The 15550-nt window shown below is 68.3% G+C and carries 15 protein-coding genes; 7 read left to right on the forward strand and 8 right to left on the reverse strand.

Annotated features, from left to right (window positions below; translation table 11 throughout):
- Positions 1 to 132 precede the first annotated feature (132 nt).
- Complete coding sequence (locus ACWZHB_RS31735) at positions 133 to 3246, forward strand: sacsin N-terminal ATP-binding-like domain-containing protein (RefSeq protein ID WP_427905398.1); 3114 nt, start codon at positions 133 to 135, stop codon at positions 3244 to 3246.
- Here the strand turns inward: ACWZHB_RS31735 and ACWZHB_RS31740 are convergent.
- Positions 3218 to 4042: a TetR/AcrR family transcriptional regulator gene (locus ACWZHB_RS31740; RefSeq protein WP_427905399.1), complete on the reverse strand. Its 825-nt coding sequence runs from the start codon at positions 4040 to 4042 to the stop codon at positions 3218 to 3220. The two genes, ACWZHB_RS31735 and ACWZHB_RS31740, sit on opposite strands and share 29 nt — an antisense overlap.
- Between ACWZHB_RS31740 and ACWZHB_RS31745 the strand changes: the two genes are divergently transcribed.
- Positions 3993 to 6017: a neutral/alkaline ceramidase gene (locus ACWZHB_RS31745; protein ID WP_427905400.1), complete on the forward strand. Its 2025-nt coding sequence runs from the start codon at positions 3993 to 3995 to the stop codon at positions 6015 to 6017. The two genes, ACWZHB_RS31740 and ACWZHB_RS31745, sit on opposite strands and share 50 nt — an antisense overlap.
- Before the next feature lie 7 nt (positions 6018 to 6024).
- Here the strand turns inward: ACWZHB_RS31745 and ACWZHB_RS31750 are convergent, their stop codons facing one another.
- The gene (locus ACWZHB_RS31750) at positions 6025 to 6285 is read right to left on the reverse strand and encodes a DUF2530 domain-containing protein (RefSeq protein WP_427905401.1); all 261 of its coding nucleotides are present in this window, start codon (positions 6283 to 6285) and stop codon (positions 6025 to 6027) included.
- 62 nt (positions 6286 to 6347) lie between these two features.
- Between ACWZHB_RS31750 and ACWZHB_RS31755 the strand changes: the two genes are divergently transcribed.
- Positions 6348 to 6785 carry a MarR family winged helix-turn-helix transcriptional regulator gene (locus tag ACWZHB_RS31755; RefSeq protein ID WP_427905402.1) on the forward strand — a complete coding sequence of 146 codons (438 nt, stop codon included), beginning with the start codon at positions 6348 to 6350 and terminating at the stop codon, positions 6783 to 6785.
- On the opposite strand, the gene ACWZHB_RS31760 is transcribed toward ACWZHB_RS31755, so the two are convergent.
- Complete coding sequence (locus ACWZHB_RS31760; RefSeq protein ID WP_427905403.1) at positions 6786 to 7187, reverse strand: YccF domain-containing protein; 402 nt, start codon at positions 7185 to 7187, stop codon at positions 6786 to 6788.
- Positions 7188 to 7212: 25 nt separating this feature from the next.
- Between ACWZHB_RS31760 and ACWZHB_RS31765 the strand changes: the two genes are divergently transcribed.
- Positions 7213 to 8016, forward strand: a complete 804-nt coding sequence (locus tag ACWZHB_RS31765) for a TrmH family RNA methyltransferase (protein ID WP_427905404.1) — start codon at positions 7213 to 7215, stop codon at positions 8014 to 8016.
- A complete protein-coding gene (locus ACWZHB_RS31770) occupies positions 8013 to 8312 on the forward strand; it encodes a DUF2537 domain-containing protein (protein WP_427905405.1) in 300 nt (99 codons plus the stop codon). The genes ACWZHB_RS31765 and ACWZHB_RS31770 overlap by 4 nt, the downstream gene beginning before the upstream one ends.
- Before the next feature lie 5 nt (positions 8313 to 8317).
- Here ACWZHB_RS31770 and ACWZHB_RS31775 read toward each other — a convergent pair whose 3' ends face one another.
- The 3 genes from ACWZHB_RS31775 to serC form a co-directional block, all read right to left on the reverse strand.
- Entirely contained in the window at positions 8318 to 9055 is a 738-nt protein-coding gene (locus ACWZHB_RS31775; protein WP_427905406.1) for a DUF6928 family protein, read from the reverse strand.
- 190 nt (positions 9056 to 9245) lie between these two features.
- Positions 9246 to 10262 carry a septation protein SepH gene (gene sepH, locus ACWZHB_RS31780; protein ID WP_427905407.1) on the reverse strand — a complete coding sequence of 339 codons (1017 nt, stop codon included), beginning with the start codon at positions 10260 to 10262 and terminating at the stop codon, positions 9246 to 9248.
- 312 nt (positions 10263 to 10574) lie between these two features.
- On the reverse strand, positions 10575 to 11696 hold the full coding sequence (gene serC, locus ACWZHB_RS31785) for a phosphoserine transaminase (RefSeq protein WP_427905408.1): 1122 nt from the start codon (positions 11694 to 11696) through the stop codon (positions 10575 to 10577).
- 225 nt (positions 11697 to 11921) lie between these two features.
- Here serC and ACWZHB_RS31790 point away from each other — a divergent pair, with 225 nt between their 5' ends.
- Positions 11922 to 12557, forward strand: coding sequence for a hypothetical protein (locus ACWZHB_RS31790; protein ID WP_427905409.1), 636 nt, complete (start codon positions 11922 to 11924; stop codon positions 12555 to 12557).
- A 43-nt stretch (positions 12558 to 12600) separates the two neighbouring features.
- On the opposite strand, the gene ACWZHB_RS31795 is transcribed toward ACWZHB_RS31790, so the two are convergent.
- Complete coding sequence (locus tag ACWZHB_RS31795; RefSeq protein WP_427905410.1) at positions 12601 to 13470, reverse strand: polysaccharide deacetylase family protein; 870 nt, start codon at positions 13468 to 13470, stop codon at positions 12601 to 12603.
- Between the two features lie 150 nt (positions 13471 to 13620).
- Positions 13621 to 14745 carry a citrate synthase 2 gene (locus tag ACWZHB_RS31800; RefSeq protein WP_427905411.1) on the reverse strand — a complete coding sequence of 375 codons (1125 nt, stop codon included), beginning with the start codon at positions 14743 to 14745 and terminating at the stop codon, positions 13621 to 13623.
- A gap of 76 nt (positions 14746 to 14821) precedes the next feature.
- On the opposite strand from ACWZHB_RS31800, the gene pdxH reads away from it, so the two are divergent.
- Positions 14822 to 15514 carry a pyridoxamine 5'-phosphate oxidase gene (gene pdxH, locus ACWZHB_RS31805; RefSeq protein WP_427905412.1) on the forward strand — a complete coding sequence of 231 codons (693 nt, stop codon included), beginning with the start codon at positions 14822 to 14824 and terminating at the stop codon, positions 15512 to 15514.
- The last annotated feature ends 36 nt before the right edge of the window (positions 15515 to 15550 follow it).

The following is a 15550-nucleotide window of genomic DNA, read 5'->3' on the forward strand; positions in this document are numbered from 1 at the left end:
CGAGACCGCAGAGGTAAGTGCCGATGTGCCCGCGGAAGGCGATGCCGCGGCGTCGGGTGGTGCGGGATCCGGCGAAACGGCGGAATCGGCTGACCTGAGTGAGCACGGATCGTCGGTGTCGCGCTGAACGGAGTGCCGGATCCGTTCGGTACCGCGCAGCTGCGGGCCGGAGTGCTCGCGGCGTGGCGGGATTCGCCGACGAGGCTGCGTGAGGACAGTGCCAGTGAGGCGGATCTGGTGGCCGCGGGCTACCGGGATCGGCTGCTCACCGAGCTCGCGCAGAACGCGGCCGACGCCGCGGCGAAAGCCGGTGTCGCGGGTGAGTTGATCGTGCGGGTGCTCGACGGCCGGTTGCACGTCGCGAATACCGGTGCGCCACTGAGCGTTTCCGGCGTACACGCACTGACGGCACTGCGTGCCTCCGGCAAATCCGACACCACCGAGGTCGGCCGCTTCGGCGTCGGCTTCACCGCGGTGCGGTCGGTCGGCGACGAGATCGAGGTCCGCTCGACCACCGGCTCCATCCGCTTCTCGCGCACGGCGACGCTGAACGACCTGCACGACATCGGCATCACCATCCCCGACGACCTCGCGTCGATCGCACCCCCTGTCCTGCGCCTGGCCTGGCCGGTCCCGACCACCCCGCTCGCGGGCACCGATACCGAGATCGTCGTACACCTGCGCGACGACATCGACCACGAAGCCCTCCTCGACGCCATGCGAGCCGAGGCCCCCGACCTCCTCCTGGAACTCCCGGCCCTCCAGCGCATCCGAATAGAATCCGACGAATTCACCAGTACGGTCAGCGTTCTCACCACCAGCGCTGACCCTGTGGATGCCCCTCGAGCGGACGCCACGCAGCCGGGCGCCACCGCCGCTGCCGCCGATGTCGCTGCAGCTGCCGCGACTAACGCTGCCGCTGCCGCCGATGTCGCCCACGCTGCTGGAGCCGACGTCGACGCGCCCGGGACGCTCTCCCAGCTGACAATCACCCTCCCGTCCGGCACCCGCCGAGCGTGGTGGCAATACCGCACGCCCAGAGCCCGCTGGCTTCTCCCGCTCCGTCATGGCCGCCCCGTCGCGACCGCCCCGGATGTCCTGCGCGCCCCCACCCGCTCCGACGAGGAACTCTCGCTCCCCGCGGTCCTGGTCGCGGACATCCCGATGCAACCCGACCGCCGCCGCCTCCTCCCCGGCGCCCGCCTCACCGAATTGGCCACGGGTTACGCCGACTTCGCCCGCGCGCTCCCGCCTCAGGACCGCCTCGTCCTGGTCCCCACGCCCGGTTTCGCGCGCAGTGAGGCAGACGCGATTCTCCGCGAAGCCCTCATCGCCGAACTTCGCGCCAATCCTTGGCTGCCCGTGTGCGCGACGCGCGACACCGCGCAAGCGAGCTCCTGGGATCCACTGGAACCCGGCGAGCTCGAACCGCAGACCTTCACGTCTCCGGAAGTCGACCTCACCGAAACCCCTTCGGGTAGCTATCTTCCCGACTTCGATGCCCTGCTCATGGCCGCTGAGTCCGAGCCAGGAGGTGACAACCTCCCTGACCCGTTCGCCGCTGATGGTTCCGCCCCGAGCGGAGTCGACTACCCGTCCGCCATGCCGACCCGCGCGAGCGTATTCCCTGATCTCACACCGGAATCGGCTGCGCTGCTGGCCGAGATCACCGGCCCGCTGGTGATTCCGGAACTGTCCGGCCGCGCCGGTCAGGACAAGCTGGCGGTCCTCGATGTCCATCGGCTCGGCCCGGCCGCGCTGGCCGAGCTGTCGAGTGGACTGGAACGCGAACCACGGTGGTGGCGGCGGTTTTACGCCGCGCTGGAACCGTTCGTCGTCGATACCAGGACCGCCGAGGAGTTCGGCGCGCTCGCAGTGCCGCTGGCCGACGGCCGTTTGGTCACCGGGCCGAGGACCGTGGTGCTCGATGATCAGCTCACCGTGGCCGTGCCGGTGCACTGGGCTCGACTGGTCCACCCGGACGCCACGCATCCGCTGCTCGGCCGCCTCGGCGCCCGCAGCGCGAACGCGGACGACCTACTCACCGACCCCGGCCTACACGATCTGCTCGAGCAGGATCCGGCCGACCCGGACACCGTCACCGCGGTACTCCAGCTGGCGCCGTTCGCCTCGCCGGACGCGTTGCCCGACTGGCTCGGCCTCCTCGAATTACCCGACGACACAGGCGAACTCCGTCCGGCCGACGAGCTACTGCTCCCCGGAGCCCCGCTGGCCGATGTCCTGGCCGACGACGCGCCCTTCGCCACCATCGCCGACGCGGTCGTCGCCGAGTACGGCGAGCAAGCCTTGCGGGCGATCGGTGTCGGCTGGGGTTTCGCGGTCCTCACCGACCCCGAGCCGATCGGCCCCGATCACGACCTCGACGACGAACAGTCCTGGTGGAACAGTCTTTCCGAAGACCCGCGCACGCTCACGGCGGTCCGCGACCTCGACCTGGTCGACGAGGACCGCTGGCCGGAAGCCCTGCGCCACTTGCTCTCCGAGCCGCGCACCCGCGCACTGCTCGCCGATCGCGACGGCTACACCACCTGGTGGCTGCACCGCCACGCCCACATCGGCGGCATCCCGCTGGGCCGCCTGCACCACCCCGACGACAACGAATTCGGCGGACTCCTACCGACTTTCGCGGTGGCGGGGATCGAGGGAACCGACCTCGACACTTTGCGCCCGGTGCTGGTCCGCCCCGATGTGATGTCAGCCGCGCTGGCCGAGGAACTCCTCGACGCACTGGCCGATCCGTCGAAATCCCCAGCGCCCGAGGTGATCGCCCGCACCAACGCCCGCTTAGCCGCCGCGGTCGCGTCAGGCGCCCTCGACCCGCGCGAACTCGATCTCCCCGAACAGATCCGGGCCCTGTCCGGTGACGTCGTCGACGCGAGCACCGCCATGGTCCTCGACCAGCCCTGCTTCGGCCTCGTCGTTCCCCCGGAACGCTTGGTCGTCGGCGACACCGAACACGCCGAAGCGCTGGCCACCCTCCTCGACCTACCCCTGGTCTCCGAGGAGGTCAGCGCCGAGGTGCTCGGCACGGGTAGCCGAAGTACGTGGGCCGCAGCACCTTTGGGCGTAGTGTTGCGTCAGCTGTGGTCGCCCCAGGACACCACCGGCGAGTTGGTCCTGCACGAAACCCTCGAAGTGCACCTGCGCGGCGCGCTCTCGGGCACCGTCCGCGTCCCGTGGTGGTGCGAGGGCGACGTCACGCACGTCCAGGTGCCGCGCGGCTAGCAGAACCGGCGTGGGCGGTGATCATCTCGGCGAGCAGATCGAGCTGAACCTGCACCGACTCGCTGTCGTCATCGACCAGCCACCGCAGCACGATCCCGTCGATCACGTTGAGAATGAACCGGCTCAGCGTCGTCACCGGGGTGTTCCATTGCGTTTCGGTCGCTTCCCGGCAATGGTCGATCACATCGGCGACGGTGTTGTCGTTGAACCCGTACTGTTCGCGGGCGATCGCCAGTTTGGCCGGCGTCGACTCACCCTCGCGCAGCGCGTAGGTGGTGGTCTCGTAGGTGAGCAACTGCCGTTCGGGAGTGGCTTCGATGTTGCGCCACATCAGTTCCAATCCGCGGCGCACCAATTTCTGAAGTGCTTCTTTTCCTGTTCCGGCGTCTTCCCATACCGATTCATCGGCATCGACGGAATCGCGCAATTCCATCGAGAGCGCTTTGACCAGCTCGGTCATCAGCGCGTCCTTGTTTTCGAAACAGTAATGCACCACACCTAGCGAGACGCCGGCCGCTTGGGCGACATCACGCGTGGTCACGCCCGCCACGCCCTTTTTCTCGGCGAGACCGATCGCTGCCTCGATCAGGTGGGCCCGTCGTTCTTCGACACTCAATCGGGAGGACACTGTGCGAGTTAAGCGCTCGCGCCACGAACAGTCAATTCGCCGGTCCGCCAGAAAATACTGGACATTTGACCAGTTGATGTGGTTGTCTCCGAAATGGAAGTTGCGAAGGAGTCGCCCGATGTCCCTGTCCCGCCGTACCGTTCTCGCCGCCTCGGCACTGGGTGCCACTGCGCTGCCCGTCCTCTCCAGCTTGGGAATGCCGGTCGCACAGGCAAATCCGGGTGGATTCGAATTCGGGCTCGGCATCGCCGATCTCACGGGCCCGGCCGCGGAATGCGGCATGATGGGTTACTCCCAACTCGAACAGACCACGGCGGGAATTCATCTGCGCCCCCGTGCGCGTGCGTTCGTGATCGGCGCGGGTGGAAATCGGATCGCGTTCGTCGCGGTGGAGAACGGCGCGGTGTTCGGGTCGGTCCACGGCGCGGTGCTGCTCGCGCTCGCCCGCCGTTTCGGTGACCGGTATTCCGAGCGAAATGTCGTGCTCACCTCCACCCACACCCACGCCAGTTGTGGCGGTTCCGCACACGACTACGCCTACACGCTGGCGACGCTGGGATTTCAGCGGCAGGTCTTCGACGCCGAGGTCGACGGCATCGTCGAGGCGATCGTCGCGGCCGACGCGGATTTCGCGCCCGGCGCCATCACCCTGGGCCGCGCGCAATTGCACGATGCCAGCGTGAACCGCTCGCGCGTGGCCTTCGACCGCAATCCGGCCGCCGATCGCGCCGCCTTCCCCGAGGCGATCGACCCGGCGGTGACCACGTTGACCTTCGCCAGAAATGGCCGTCCGGTCGGTTCGCTCACCTGGTTCGCTACCCACAACACCTCGATGACCAACGCGAACCGCCTGATCAGCTCCGACAACAAGGGCTACGCGAGCTACGCCGCCGAACACCTCGAACACGGTGTTCGCCACCTCGACGGCGCCGAATTCATCGCCGCCTTCGCGCAGACCAACGCCGGTGACATGTCGCCCAACCTCGGTCTCACGCCCGGCAACGGACCGACCACCGACGAATTCGACAACACCAGGATTCTCGGCGAACGCCAGCACGCGGCGGCGAAAGCGGCCGCGGCCAAGGGCGCTACGCAGCCGGCCGAAGTCGCCTCGATCCTCTGCTACATCGACCTCGCCGCCCTGACGATCGACGGCCGCTTCACCCCCGACGGCGCCCCGCGACGCACCTCGCCGGCCGCGGCGGGCGTGTCCCTGGCGGCAGGCAGCGTGGAGGACGGCCCCGGCCTGCCCGGCGGCCCGATCCCCGAGGGCGTGCGCAATCCGATGGTCGACTTCCTCGGCGGCATCGACCATCCGCACCCGGCCTGGCTCGCCGACGCCCAGGCGCCCAAGGCGATCTTCGCCCCGCTCGGGCTGATGCCCCCGGTGCCGTGGGTGCCGAATGTGGTGCCGATCCAGCTGATTCGCCTCGGTGACCTGTACCTGGCCGCCGCGGGCGCGGAATTCACGATCGTCGCCGGGCTGCGCGTGCGACGCGCGGTGGCGGCGGTGCTCGGCGTCGAGCTGGAACAAGTGCTGCTACAGGGCTATACGAACAGCTACCACGAATATGTCACCACGCCTGAGGAATACGACTCACAGCAGTACGAGGGCGCCTCGACGCTGTTCGGCCGCTACACGCTGTGCGGGTATGTGCAGGAATTCACCAGGCTGGCAGAGGCATTCGCCGCCGGGCAGCCGGTCGGGCGCGGCCCGGCGCCGCGTGATGTCTCCGCGCTGCAACCGAACTTCGCCGCCGCGCCAGGGCCTGACGAGACACCGCGGGGCCGCGGCTTCGGTGATGTGCTGATCCAGCCGTCACCCGGTCGGCGCGGCGAACAGGTCGCCGTCGAATTCGTCTCGGCCCATCCGAAACACAACCCACGCCGCGGCGACACCTTCCTCGACGTGCAGCGAAAGACCGCGGCGGGCTGGACGCGGGTAGCCAACGAGGGCGAATGGGACGTTCGCTTCCACTGGCGCAAAGAGGGCACGGCGGTGTCGATCGCACGCTTCACCTGGGACATCCCCGCGACCGCCGAACCCGGGGTGCACCGATTCGTGCACTACGCCGACGCGCTGGGCACTGACGGCACGCTCCGCCCCGTCACCGGGACCAGCGACGAATTCGCGGTGACCTGAAATACGCCTAGTCGGTGTCGAGCCCCACCTGCGCGCCCTTGTCGCCGCGACGGGCGGAACGTCGCTGCGCCAGGAAGATCGAGGACCCCATCACCCCCACAACGAGCCCCATCAGGCACACCGGGCGGGCATCGGCCCAGCTCGCGTTCATCCACACGACCACCGTCGCGATGGCCCACAGGGCGAAGCCACCCAGCACGACCGGGCGCGGATCGACCAGGAATCGGGGCAGGTGCGGTATCTCGGGACTGACGGGTCCGGCGTCCATACCCAAACAGTAGCCGTGTGAAACCCATCAGCACAGCCGGACTTACCGTAGAGTTCTGCACTGTGACAACGCCATCGGACGTCCGTGCCCTGGCCGGTGACCTATCACTGGCCGTCGTACGGCTCACGAGACACCTGCGCGGACGCCGTTCCGACGCGCAGATCTCGCTCACTCAGCTGTCGGCTTTGGCGACGCTGGCTCGTGATGGCGCCATGACGCCCGGCGCGCTGGCAGGCAAAGAACGTGTGCAACCGCCGTCGATGACCCGGGTCATCGCCTCGCTCGCCGACCTCGACCTGGTCCAGCGCCGTCCGCACCCGACCGACGGCAGACAGATCATCGTCTCGCTCTCGTCCGCCGGTCGCGCGCTGATCGCCGACGAGACCAACGCCCGCGAGGTGTGGATGACCGGTCAGCTCGCCGGCCTGAGCTCCGAGCAGATCGCGGTGCTCGGCGAAGCCGTCGGCATCATGAACCAGATCGTCGCCGAATCGGAGTGATCAGCGCGGTTGCCTGGCGTCGTCGGCCGAGACCACGTCGTGGCCGAGCGGGAACAGCGATAGCGGCACCAGCTTGAGATTGGCCCAGGCGAAGGGCAGGCCGATGATCGTCACCGCCAGCGCGATGCTGGTGAACACATGGCCGAGCGCCAGCCACCAGCCCGCGAAGACGAACCAGATCACATTGCCGATCAGTGAGCCCGCGCCCGCGCTCGGTTTGTCGACGACCGTGCGGCCGAACGGCCACAGCACGTACCCGGCCAGCCGTAGTGACGCGATCCCGAACGGGATGGTGACGATCAGGATGAAACAGATCAGTGCCGCGAGCAGGTACCCCAGCGCCATCCAGAACCCGCAGAGCACCACCCAGAGCACGTTCAAGATCAACTGGACAATCTTCATGCTTCCAGCATGCCAGGATTAGCCGGTGGCCGAAGTGATCGATATCGACGACCCCACCGACCCGCGCGTCGACGACTTCCGTGACCTGTCCAATGCCGACCGCAGGCCGGACCTGCCGGGGCGAAAAGGCCTGGTCATCGCCGAGGGCGTGGTAGTCGTGCAGCGGATGCTCGACTCGCGTTTCGTGCCGAGCGCCCTGCTCGGTGTCGGGAAACGCTTCGAGACCCTCGCCGGCGACCTCGCCGATCACGAGCTGCCGTACTACCGCGCGAGCGCCGAGGTGATGGCCGAGGTGGTCGGCTTCCATCTCAATCGCGGGGTGCTCGCCGTCGCGCCGCGCCCGGCTGAACTCACCGTGGACGAGGTGCTCGACGGTGCGCGCACGGTGGCCGTGCTCGAGGGCGTCAACGATCACGAGAACCTGGGTTCGATGTTCCGCAATGCCGCGGGGCTCGGCGCGGACGCGGTGCTGTTCGGCGACCGATGTGCCGATCCGCTGTACCGGCGGGCCGTGCGGGTGTCGATGGGCCACGTGCTGCGGGTGCCGTTCGCGCAACTGCCGCACTGGCCGCGCAGCCTGGATAGTCTGCGGGACAAGGGTTTCCAGGTCATCGCGTTGACGCCGAATCCCGAAGCGGTGAATCTGGCGACGGCGATGACAGGGGAGCGGGTGGCGCTGCTGCTCGGCGCCGAGGGGCCGGGCCTGACCGAAGAAGCCATGCGCGCCACCGATATTCGCGCGCGGATTCCGATGTCACCCGGAACCGATTCGCTCAATGTCGCGACCGCCGCGGCGATGGCCTTCTACGAACGTGTGCGCATGTCATGAGTCAGGAATGTGAGGGGCCCTATCGGGCGCAAGCGGATCCGGTGCCGTGGGCGGCGGGCGGCACCGTTGTCGTGCTGGTCGCGCTGCTCGGTGGGGTCGCGGTGTTCGCCTTCGGATGTGCGCTGGCCGCGGTCAATCCGCTGCTCGCGATCGGGGTGAACGTGGTGGCCGTGGTCGGGGTGGCCCCGACGGCGTGGCGTTGGCGGTTCACGCCGGTGGTGCGGTGGGTGCTGGCGGGTGCGGCCGCGGCGGTGGTGCTCGGTTGGATCGCCGCGATCGTCTACGTGCTCAGCTGAGGCGGTCACAGCACCCGGTCGGCGCCGCGCAGCCAGCCGAAGAGGCCACGCTTGCGCCGCGTCGCCGCACCTGGTCGCCCCATCAGCGCGTGCTTCTGTTCCGGCGCCTGGCCTTTCGGATACAGCGTGAAACCGCAGACCGCGAGATCACCGGGGGCGAGCAGGCCGGGCCCGGCCGGAGTCAGGTAGCGGAAACCGAGCCATTCGGCATTGGCGGCGTCGGCGAAATCGGGAGGATCGAACGGCAGCGACTGCGGTTCGGGACGGTCCTCGCCGTGCCACGGGACGGGGTGTTCACCGGCCCAGAACGTCCGCTCCCACACCATCGGGAGCCCCTCGTTCTCGAGAATGTCCGCCCGGGTAGAACTGAACGACCGCCGGAATTCGCCGCGCTCCCAATGCGCGAACGCGCCCCAGTGCGGTTTCTGGTCGTAGGACACGAGAAACGTGTGCTCGGACGCGAGCGGGCGCACCAGCAGATCGGGCAGCTTCGTCGGGTGGACCAGCGCGGCCTCGGCCGTGCACACCACGGTCAACCCGGGATAACACCCGATATAGACCTCATCCCGATCCGGCGCCGCGCACCCACCCAGCGTCCCGACCATGTGCGGGCGAACATCGTGGTCCTCGTACAACTGCCCGGCCAGCGCGGCCGCCGCAACGGGATCTGACTCGACCTTCCCCCGCAGCACCGCAACTGGATCGGCCGTATCGACATACCAGAGCGTTGAAGCTGCCGACATGAGTCACCACCTCCCATTCGGACCGAATCAACCGATCTCGCAAGAACATGGGCAACTGATCCGCCACTTACGTGGATCAAGGCCAGGCCCAGTCGGAAGTTTCGTCATGTCGGTGGCCGACGGTCTCCAGCGGCGAGGTGCCAGCTCGTACCCGGTGAGTTACCCGCGTACTCGCGCCATCTCGGTGCGCCTAGTTGCCGGAGCTGCGGACGCCCAACAGGACGTCTTCCCACGAAGGCATGGGAGCCTTGCCGCGCTTCGTGCGCGCTGGTTTCGGTGCGGGCTTCTCGACCGCCGGCTCCTCAGCGGGCTTCTCTTGTTGCGCCGCAGGCTGACTAGGCGCAGTGGGAGCAGCAGGAATCGGCGCAGCGGGCTTCGGAGTGGCGGCGGGGATCGGTGCCGCGGGGATGGGCGCGGCCGGAATCGCCGCCGTCCCACCGCCTGCCGCTACCTGACGCTGCTCGTAGTACTCGTCCACATTGGGCGCCGGACGGCTCTGCGGGCGGGCGGCGGGCGCGGCGATCTGCTCGCGCGGGCGCGGCTCCACCGGGGTCGGCGGTTCGAGCACCGGCGAGGCGGCCGGAACCGGCGTGGGCAGGATCGTCGCCAGCCCACGCAGCGCGCGGCCGAAGTCGGGATCGATCAGGTCGTTGGCCGGATCGTCGAGGGGAGACACCGAACCGCCGTGCGCGTCGGGCTGGTAGCGCCAGTGCGCCGCGATCTCGGAGTGTCCGTGCCGCCACTGCAATTGGGCGACCCAGAAACCCTTTTCGTCTTTCCAGGCGTCCCACTCGGCCTGCTCGATGGTGTGTCCGCGCTCGGCGAAGGCCGCGGTGACGATCTCGTGCAGCGTTTCGACCGAGGGGCCGTCGGGGCGCACCGGATGCGCCTTCTGCGCCAATTCGGCGGCGCGCGCACGCTCGAGCAGGACGGGATAGGCGAATCGTTCGACTTTGGATTCCGGCATACCGGACTCTGCCGTGACCTGCTCGACGGACGCTCCAGCGCGAATACGGGCCTGGATATCGCGAGGACGCATAGTCGCCTCCGTTTCGATCTCGATCTGGCCGAATCGTGCGAGGTCGCCGCGCGCCGCGGCGCGGAGCTTGTCATCGGCGGGCAACCGGAACTTGGTACCGGACTCGGTGTCGCTGCACACGATGTGGGTGGAGTCGGGCGTCACCCCGATCACTCGAAGTTCACGCACCGTTACCTCCCTATCGCGTCGGCTACGACACCGCCCACTTTCCTTGACAGTAGTGCACATTACTTGGCCGCGGCAGCAGACACGCACGACTTAAATCGCACGCCAGGGCTGCCCAGGGGGCTAATCTGAGCGGCTCACCGCACGAATTCCGCTTGTGTACAGGCGTTTTGGTGATAGATCAACATCAAATCTCGGTACCGAGATCTGCCGAAACCCGGCGAATATTGCGAATGTGTGCACTGAAAGCAAGAAGGGCCGGTGCCCGGCGAACCGAATGGGTTCACCGGGCACCGGCCCTATCGCGGTCTTATCTCAGAGCTGGCCGACGACCCAGTCGATCGAACGGGTCAGCTGCGAAACATCTTCCGGGTCGATCGCCGGGAACATGCCGACACGCAGCTGGTTACGGCCCAGCTTGCGGTAGGGCTCGGTGTCGACGATGCCGTTGGCGCGCAGGATCTTGGCGACCTGGGCCGCGTCGACCGCGTCGTCGAAGTCGATGGTGCCGACGACCTGCGAGCGGTGCGCCGGATCGGTGACGTACGGGGTGGCGAAGGAGCTCGACTCGGCCCACGAGTACAGCCGCGAGGACGAATCCAGGGTGCGCTTCACGGTCCAGTCGAGGCCGCCGTTGGCGTTCATCCACTCGATCTGGTCGGCGAACAGCAGCAGGGTGGCCAGCGCCGGGGTGTTGTAGGTCTGGTCCTTGGAGGAGTTGTCGACCGCGATCGGCAGCGAAAGGAACTCCGGGGTCCAGCGACCCGATTCCTTGATCTCGGCGACACGGGCCAGCGCGGCCGGGCTCATGATCGCGATCCACAGGCCACCGTCGGCGGCGAAGCACTTCTGCGGGGCGAAGTAGTACACGTCGGAGTCGGCGATGTTCACCGGCAGACCGCCCGCACCCGAGGTGGCGTCGATGGCGATGAGAGCGTTCTCCGAACCGACCGGACGCGAGACGGGGATGGACACACCGGTGGAGGTCTCGTTCTGGGCCCAGCCGATGAGGTCGACCGAAGGGTCCGACACGGGCTCGGGCGCGCTACCCGGCTCGGCCTTGACGACGATCGGGTCACCGATGAAGGGGTTGCCCTTGGCCACCGAGGCGAACTTCGAGGAGAACTCGCCGTTGGTCAGGTGCAGCGAACGCTCGCGGATCAGGCCGAAGGCGGCGGCATCCCAGAACGCGGTAGTGCCACCGTTGCCGAGCACGACCTCGTAGCCGTCGGGCAGGGAGAACAGCGCACGCAGGCCGTTGCGAACGCGGGCGACCACGTCCTTGACCGGCTTCTGGCGATGCGAGGTGCCGAAGACCGAGGCGCCGACAGACACCAGGGACTGCAGCTGCTCCGGACGGACCTTGGACGGACCGCAGCCGAACCGTCCGTCGGCGGGCAAGAGGTCGGCGGGAATGGTCGGGAACGCACTGGTCATGGGGGCGAGTTTAGTGGTGCGGGGATCGTGGTCGTCGGGGTGGGTGGCGGTGTGAGGCGGGACACTCGGGGTCGGTGGTGGCGTGGGGAAAATGGGGAACCAGCGCTGGGTAGCGGTCGGTGGGTTGTGGGATCTGTACGGTCGGCGGTGATGGGTGGGCTGGGTGTGGCGCGGAGTGCGGGGAATTTGCCCCTGTGGGAACAGGGTTGGCATTAGTCTCTCGCCATGAGCCTTGTTGCGGTCGACACCGGGCGGACGATGCTCGACCGGTGGGTGTGGGCGTTCGGGCGGCGGCCGGGATTGCTGTCTGAAAGTGGGCGGCGGGAATTGCTGCTCAGGGGGTTGTCCGCGACCGCGACCGTGCTGTCGGTGCGAACCCGGCGCGGAGAGGGTGGATATCGGTTCTCGGTGCGGGTGAAGCTGCCCGGTGAGCTGGCCTATGACGCGCGGGTGCGGCAGCGGGTGCGTAGCCAGGATCTGGAATGCATGTGTCCCGGCGACCTCGTCGGCTGTCGTGTCGATCCGGGAGATCGGGAACGGGTGGCATTATTCGTGCCAGAGACACCGGTAGCGGGCCGCCGCTCGGCCGCCAAGATCCTGGCCAACGGGCGCCGGGCCGAGGCGACGGTCCTCGCGGTGGCGCCGGTCGCGGCCGATTACACGGGGCGCGAGGATCCGGTGCTGCGCTTGGACCTGGAACTGCGGGCCTGGGACGAGCCGTCGCCGTGGCGGGTGCGCCTGATCCAGCCGGTGCCGTTGGCGGCGGTCGGGCAGATCGAATTGGGCACTCGTCTCGCGGCAGCCTTCTTCACCGTCGACCGTGGAGATTCCGTCGCGATCGATTTCGCCGCACTGTCCTGAAGCGGCTGCTGCCGGATCGAGGTCCTTGCCCGGTCGGCCGGTGTCAGAGGTGAACGAAGGTGTAGCCCGCGGCGCGTAGCGCGGGCAGCGCGGCCGCCATGCCCGCGGCGGTGCCGGAGCCGGGCCGGTGCATGTGCGCGAGGGCGATCCCACCGGGGGCGGCGGCGCTCATCGCGCGCTGGACCTGGCCCGGGGAAGCTGTGGCGCCGAAGTCGGCATTCACGGTGAAACCCAGTGGCGTCTCGCCCAATTCGTTGACGATGGCGACCGCCACCTCGTCGTAGTGGGCGGTGCCGGTACGAAAGAAGCGCGGTGCGCGGCCGGTGAGTTCGGTGATGCGCTGATGGTTGTCCCACACCTCGTAGGCGGCTTCCTCGGCCGAACCCGTGCCGGCGATCCGGTAGGCGGAACGTCCGGATACGGAGAGCGGCTTGTGCGCGGAACCGTGGTTGGCCAGCTCGAACAGCGGATTCGCGCCGAGTAGCTGCACCCGAGCCGGATCGGCGTCGACCCACCGCTTGTTGAGGAACAAGGTGGCCGGGATCTGCTCGGCGATCAGGAAGTCGATCAGTGGCTGGTCGATGGCGCTGTTCCCGTGCCCGCCGCACGCGTCGAAGGTGAGCGCGAACTGTTTGCCATGGGCGGGGAAGCTGCTGGTGATGCCCGCCAGATCGACACCCCACTGCTGGGGCACTGCGCCCGCGTGCCGGGCAGCGACCTGCGCGGGGAACGGTATCGACACCGCCTCCCCGGTGGCGAGCGGCTGCGCGTTCACCGGGGCGACGGGCTCCGCAAGGGTGTGACCCGTCCCGATCGAATCACCTTGTGCGACAGCGCATCCCGTTGTCAGCCCGGCAGTGAGAGCGGCACCGACAGTGAGCAGACGACGCCGCGACAAACCATTGCTGTCCACAAGCCACCCCTCGCGAAAATGTTCGCTGGGATGCTATCGCGGATTCGGCCCATGAGCGCGCTGGACGCGTACCACCAGGTCAATCATGAGAGGCGGTAATTAGCTGAGAGTGAACCGGATGCCGGGTGATCCGGCACCCGGTTCGACGACTCAGTGCTGCGTGATGGTGGACCAGCCCGGAACCTCGGCCGGTGTACGGGGGCCGGGGCCGGTGTAGATGGCGGCGGGGCGGACGAGCTTGCCCAGCTGCTTCTGCTCGAGGATGTGGGCACACCAACCGGCGGTCCGGCCGCAGGTGAACATCGCGGGCATCATGTGGGCCGGGACCTCGGCGAAGTCGAGGATGACCGCGGCCCAGAACTCGACGTTGGTCTCGATGGCGCGATCCGGACGACGTTCGCGCAGCTCGGCCAGCGCGGCCTGCTCGAGTGCGGCGGCCACCTCGAAGCGGGGGGCGTCGAGGCGCTGGGCGGTGGCCCGGAGCACGCGGGCGCGGGGGTCCTCGGCGCGGTAGACGCGGTGGCCGAAGCCCATCAGCTTCTCTTTGCGGTCAAGGATGCCCTTGACCAATGCCCGTGCGTCACCGGACTTTTCGACGGCCTCGATCATCGGGAGCACGCGGGCGGGCGCGCCACCGTGCAGCGGGCCGGACATGGCGCCGATCGCGCCGGACAGCGAGGCCGCCACGTCGGCGCCGGTGGAGGCGATGACGCGGGCGGTGAAGGTGGAGGCGTTCATGCCGTGCTCGGCCGCCGACACCCAGTAGGCGTCGATCGCCTCGGTGTGGCGCGGGTCGGGGTCACCCTTCCAGCGGGTCATGAACCGCTCGGTGACGGTGTCGCACTCGTCGATCTTGCGCTGTGGAACGGCGGGCTGATAGATGCCGCGCGCGGACTGCGCCACGTACGACAGCGCCATCACCGAGGCGCGGGCGAGGTTCTCGCGGGCGGTCTCGTCGTCGATGTCGAGCAGCGGCTCGTAGCCCCAGATCGGGGCGAGCATGGCCAGGCCCGCCTGCACGTCGACGCGCACGTCACCGGTGTGCACCGGCAGCGGGAACGGCTCGGCCGGTGGCAGCCCGCGACCGAACTCACCGTCGACCAGCAGGGCCCACACGTCGCCGAAAGTCACCTGGTCGGTGACCAGATCCTGGATGTCGACGCCCCGATATCGCAGGGCGCCACCGTCCTTGTCCGGCTCGGCGATGTCGGTGGTGAAGGCCACCACGCCTTCCAATCCGCTGACGAAATCCTGTGGTACCGAGCTGGCAGTCATGGTGACTCTCCTTGCAGGGGCATGGCGATCTTTCGCAACCCTAGACCCGAACTTGCCAGCGGGTAATCTCAGCCCTATGCGTGACCAAGACCGCGTGGCAGACCTCGCCGCGATGCGCGTCGATTACGGCAATCCGCTCTCCGTTCCCGCTGATGAAACCGATCTCGACGAGACCTGGGTGGCGGGTGGCTGGGAACCGTTGCTGCGCAATTGGATCGAGCACGCGCGTAGCCGAGGAGTCGCCGAACCGAACGCGATGGTGCTGGCAACCGTCTCGCTCACGGGCCCGGCGCCGCGACCGGTGGCGCGCACGGTCCTGTGCAAGGGACTCTCGCCCGACGGCGTCACCTTCTATACGAACTACGACTCGGCCAAGGGCGCCCAGCTCGCCGCCGATCCGTACGCGGCGGCGAGTTTCGTCTGGCCCGCGCTCGCCAGACAGGTGCATGTGCGCGGGGTGACCGAGCGGGTGTCCGCCGACGTGACCGCGGCTTACTGGGCGGCGCGGCCGCGGGAATCGCGGCTGGGCGCGTGGGCTTCGCAGCAGTCGCGGCCGGTGGCCTCGCGGGCCGAACTGGATCGCGTGCTGGCCGAGACGACGGCCCGGTTCGCCGATGTCGACGACATTCCGGTGCCCCCGTTCTGGGGCGGCTACTTGCTGCGCCCCGACGAGGTGGAGTTCTGGCAGGGCAGGCACGGCAGGCTGCACAACCGCATCGTGGTTCGGATCGACGGGCCGAACACACTGGTCGAACGCTTGCAGCCGTAACGGGTGGTGGGCTATCTCACCGCGCCCAAACATGGG

The sequence above is a fragment of the Nocardia sp. FBN12 genome, from assembly GCF_054031145.1.

Bases quoted from the DNA above. Each gene is read 5' to 3' on its own strand.
- ACWZHB_RS31745 (WP_427905400.1), top strand. From the start codon at position 3,993: ATGTCCCTGTCCCGCCGTACCGTTCTCGCCGCCTCGGCACTGGGTGCC.
- ACWZHB_RS31750 (WP_427905401.1), bottom strand. From the start codon at position 6,285: ATGGACGCCGGACCCGTCAGTCCCGAGATACCGCACCTGCCCCGATTC.
- ACWZHB_RS31800 (WP_427905411.1), bottom strand. From the start codon at position 14,745: ATGACTGCCAGCTCGGTACCACAGGATTTCGTCAGCGGATTGGAAGGC.
- ACWZHB_RS31775 (WP_427905406.1), bottom strand. From the start codon at position 9,055: ATGTCGGCAGCTTCAACGCTCTGGTATGTCGATACGGCCGATCCAGTT.
- pdxH (WP_427905412.1), top strand. From the start codon at position 14,822: ATGCGTGACCAAGACCGCGTGGCAGACCTCGCCGCGATGCGCGTCGAT.
- ACWZHB_RS31790 (WP_427905409.1), top strand. From the start codon at position 11,922: ATGAGCCTTGTTGCGGTCGACACCGGGCGGACGATGCTCGACCGGTGG.
- ACWZHB_RS31770 (WP_427905405.1), top strand. From the start codon at position 8,013: ATGAGTCAGGAATGTGAGGGGCCCTATCGGGCGCAAGCGGATCCGGTG.
- serC (WP_427905408.1), bottom strand. From the start codon at position 11,696: ATGACCAGTGCGTTCCCGACCATTCCCGCCGACCTCTTGCCCGCCGAC.
- ACWZHB_RS31760 (WP_427905403.1), bottom strand. From the start codon at position 7,187: ATGAAGATTGTCCAGTTGATCTTGAACGTGCTCTGGGTGGTGCTCTGC.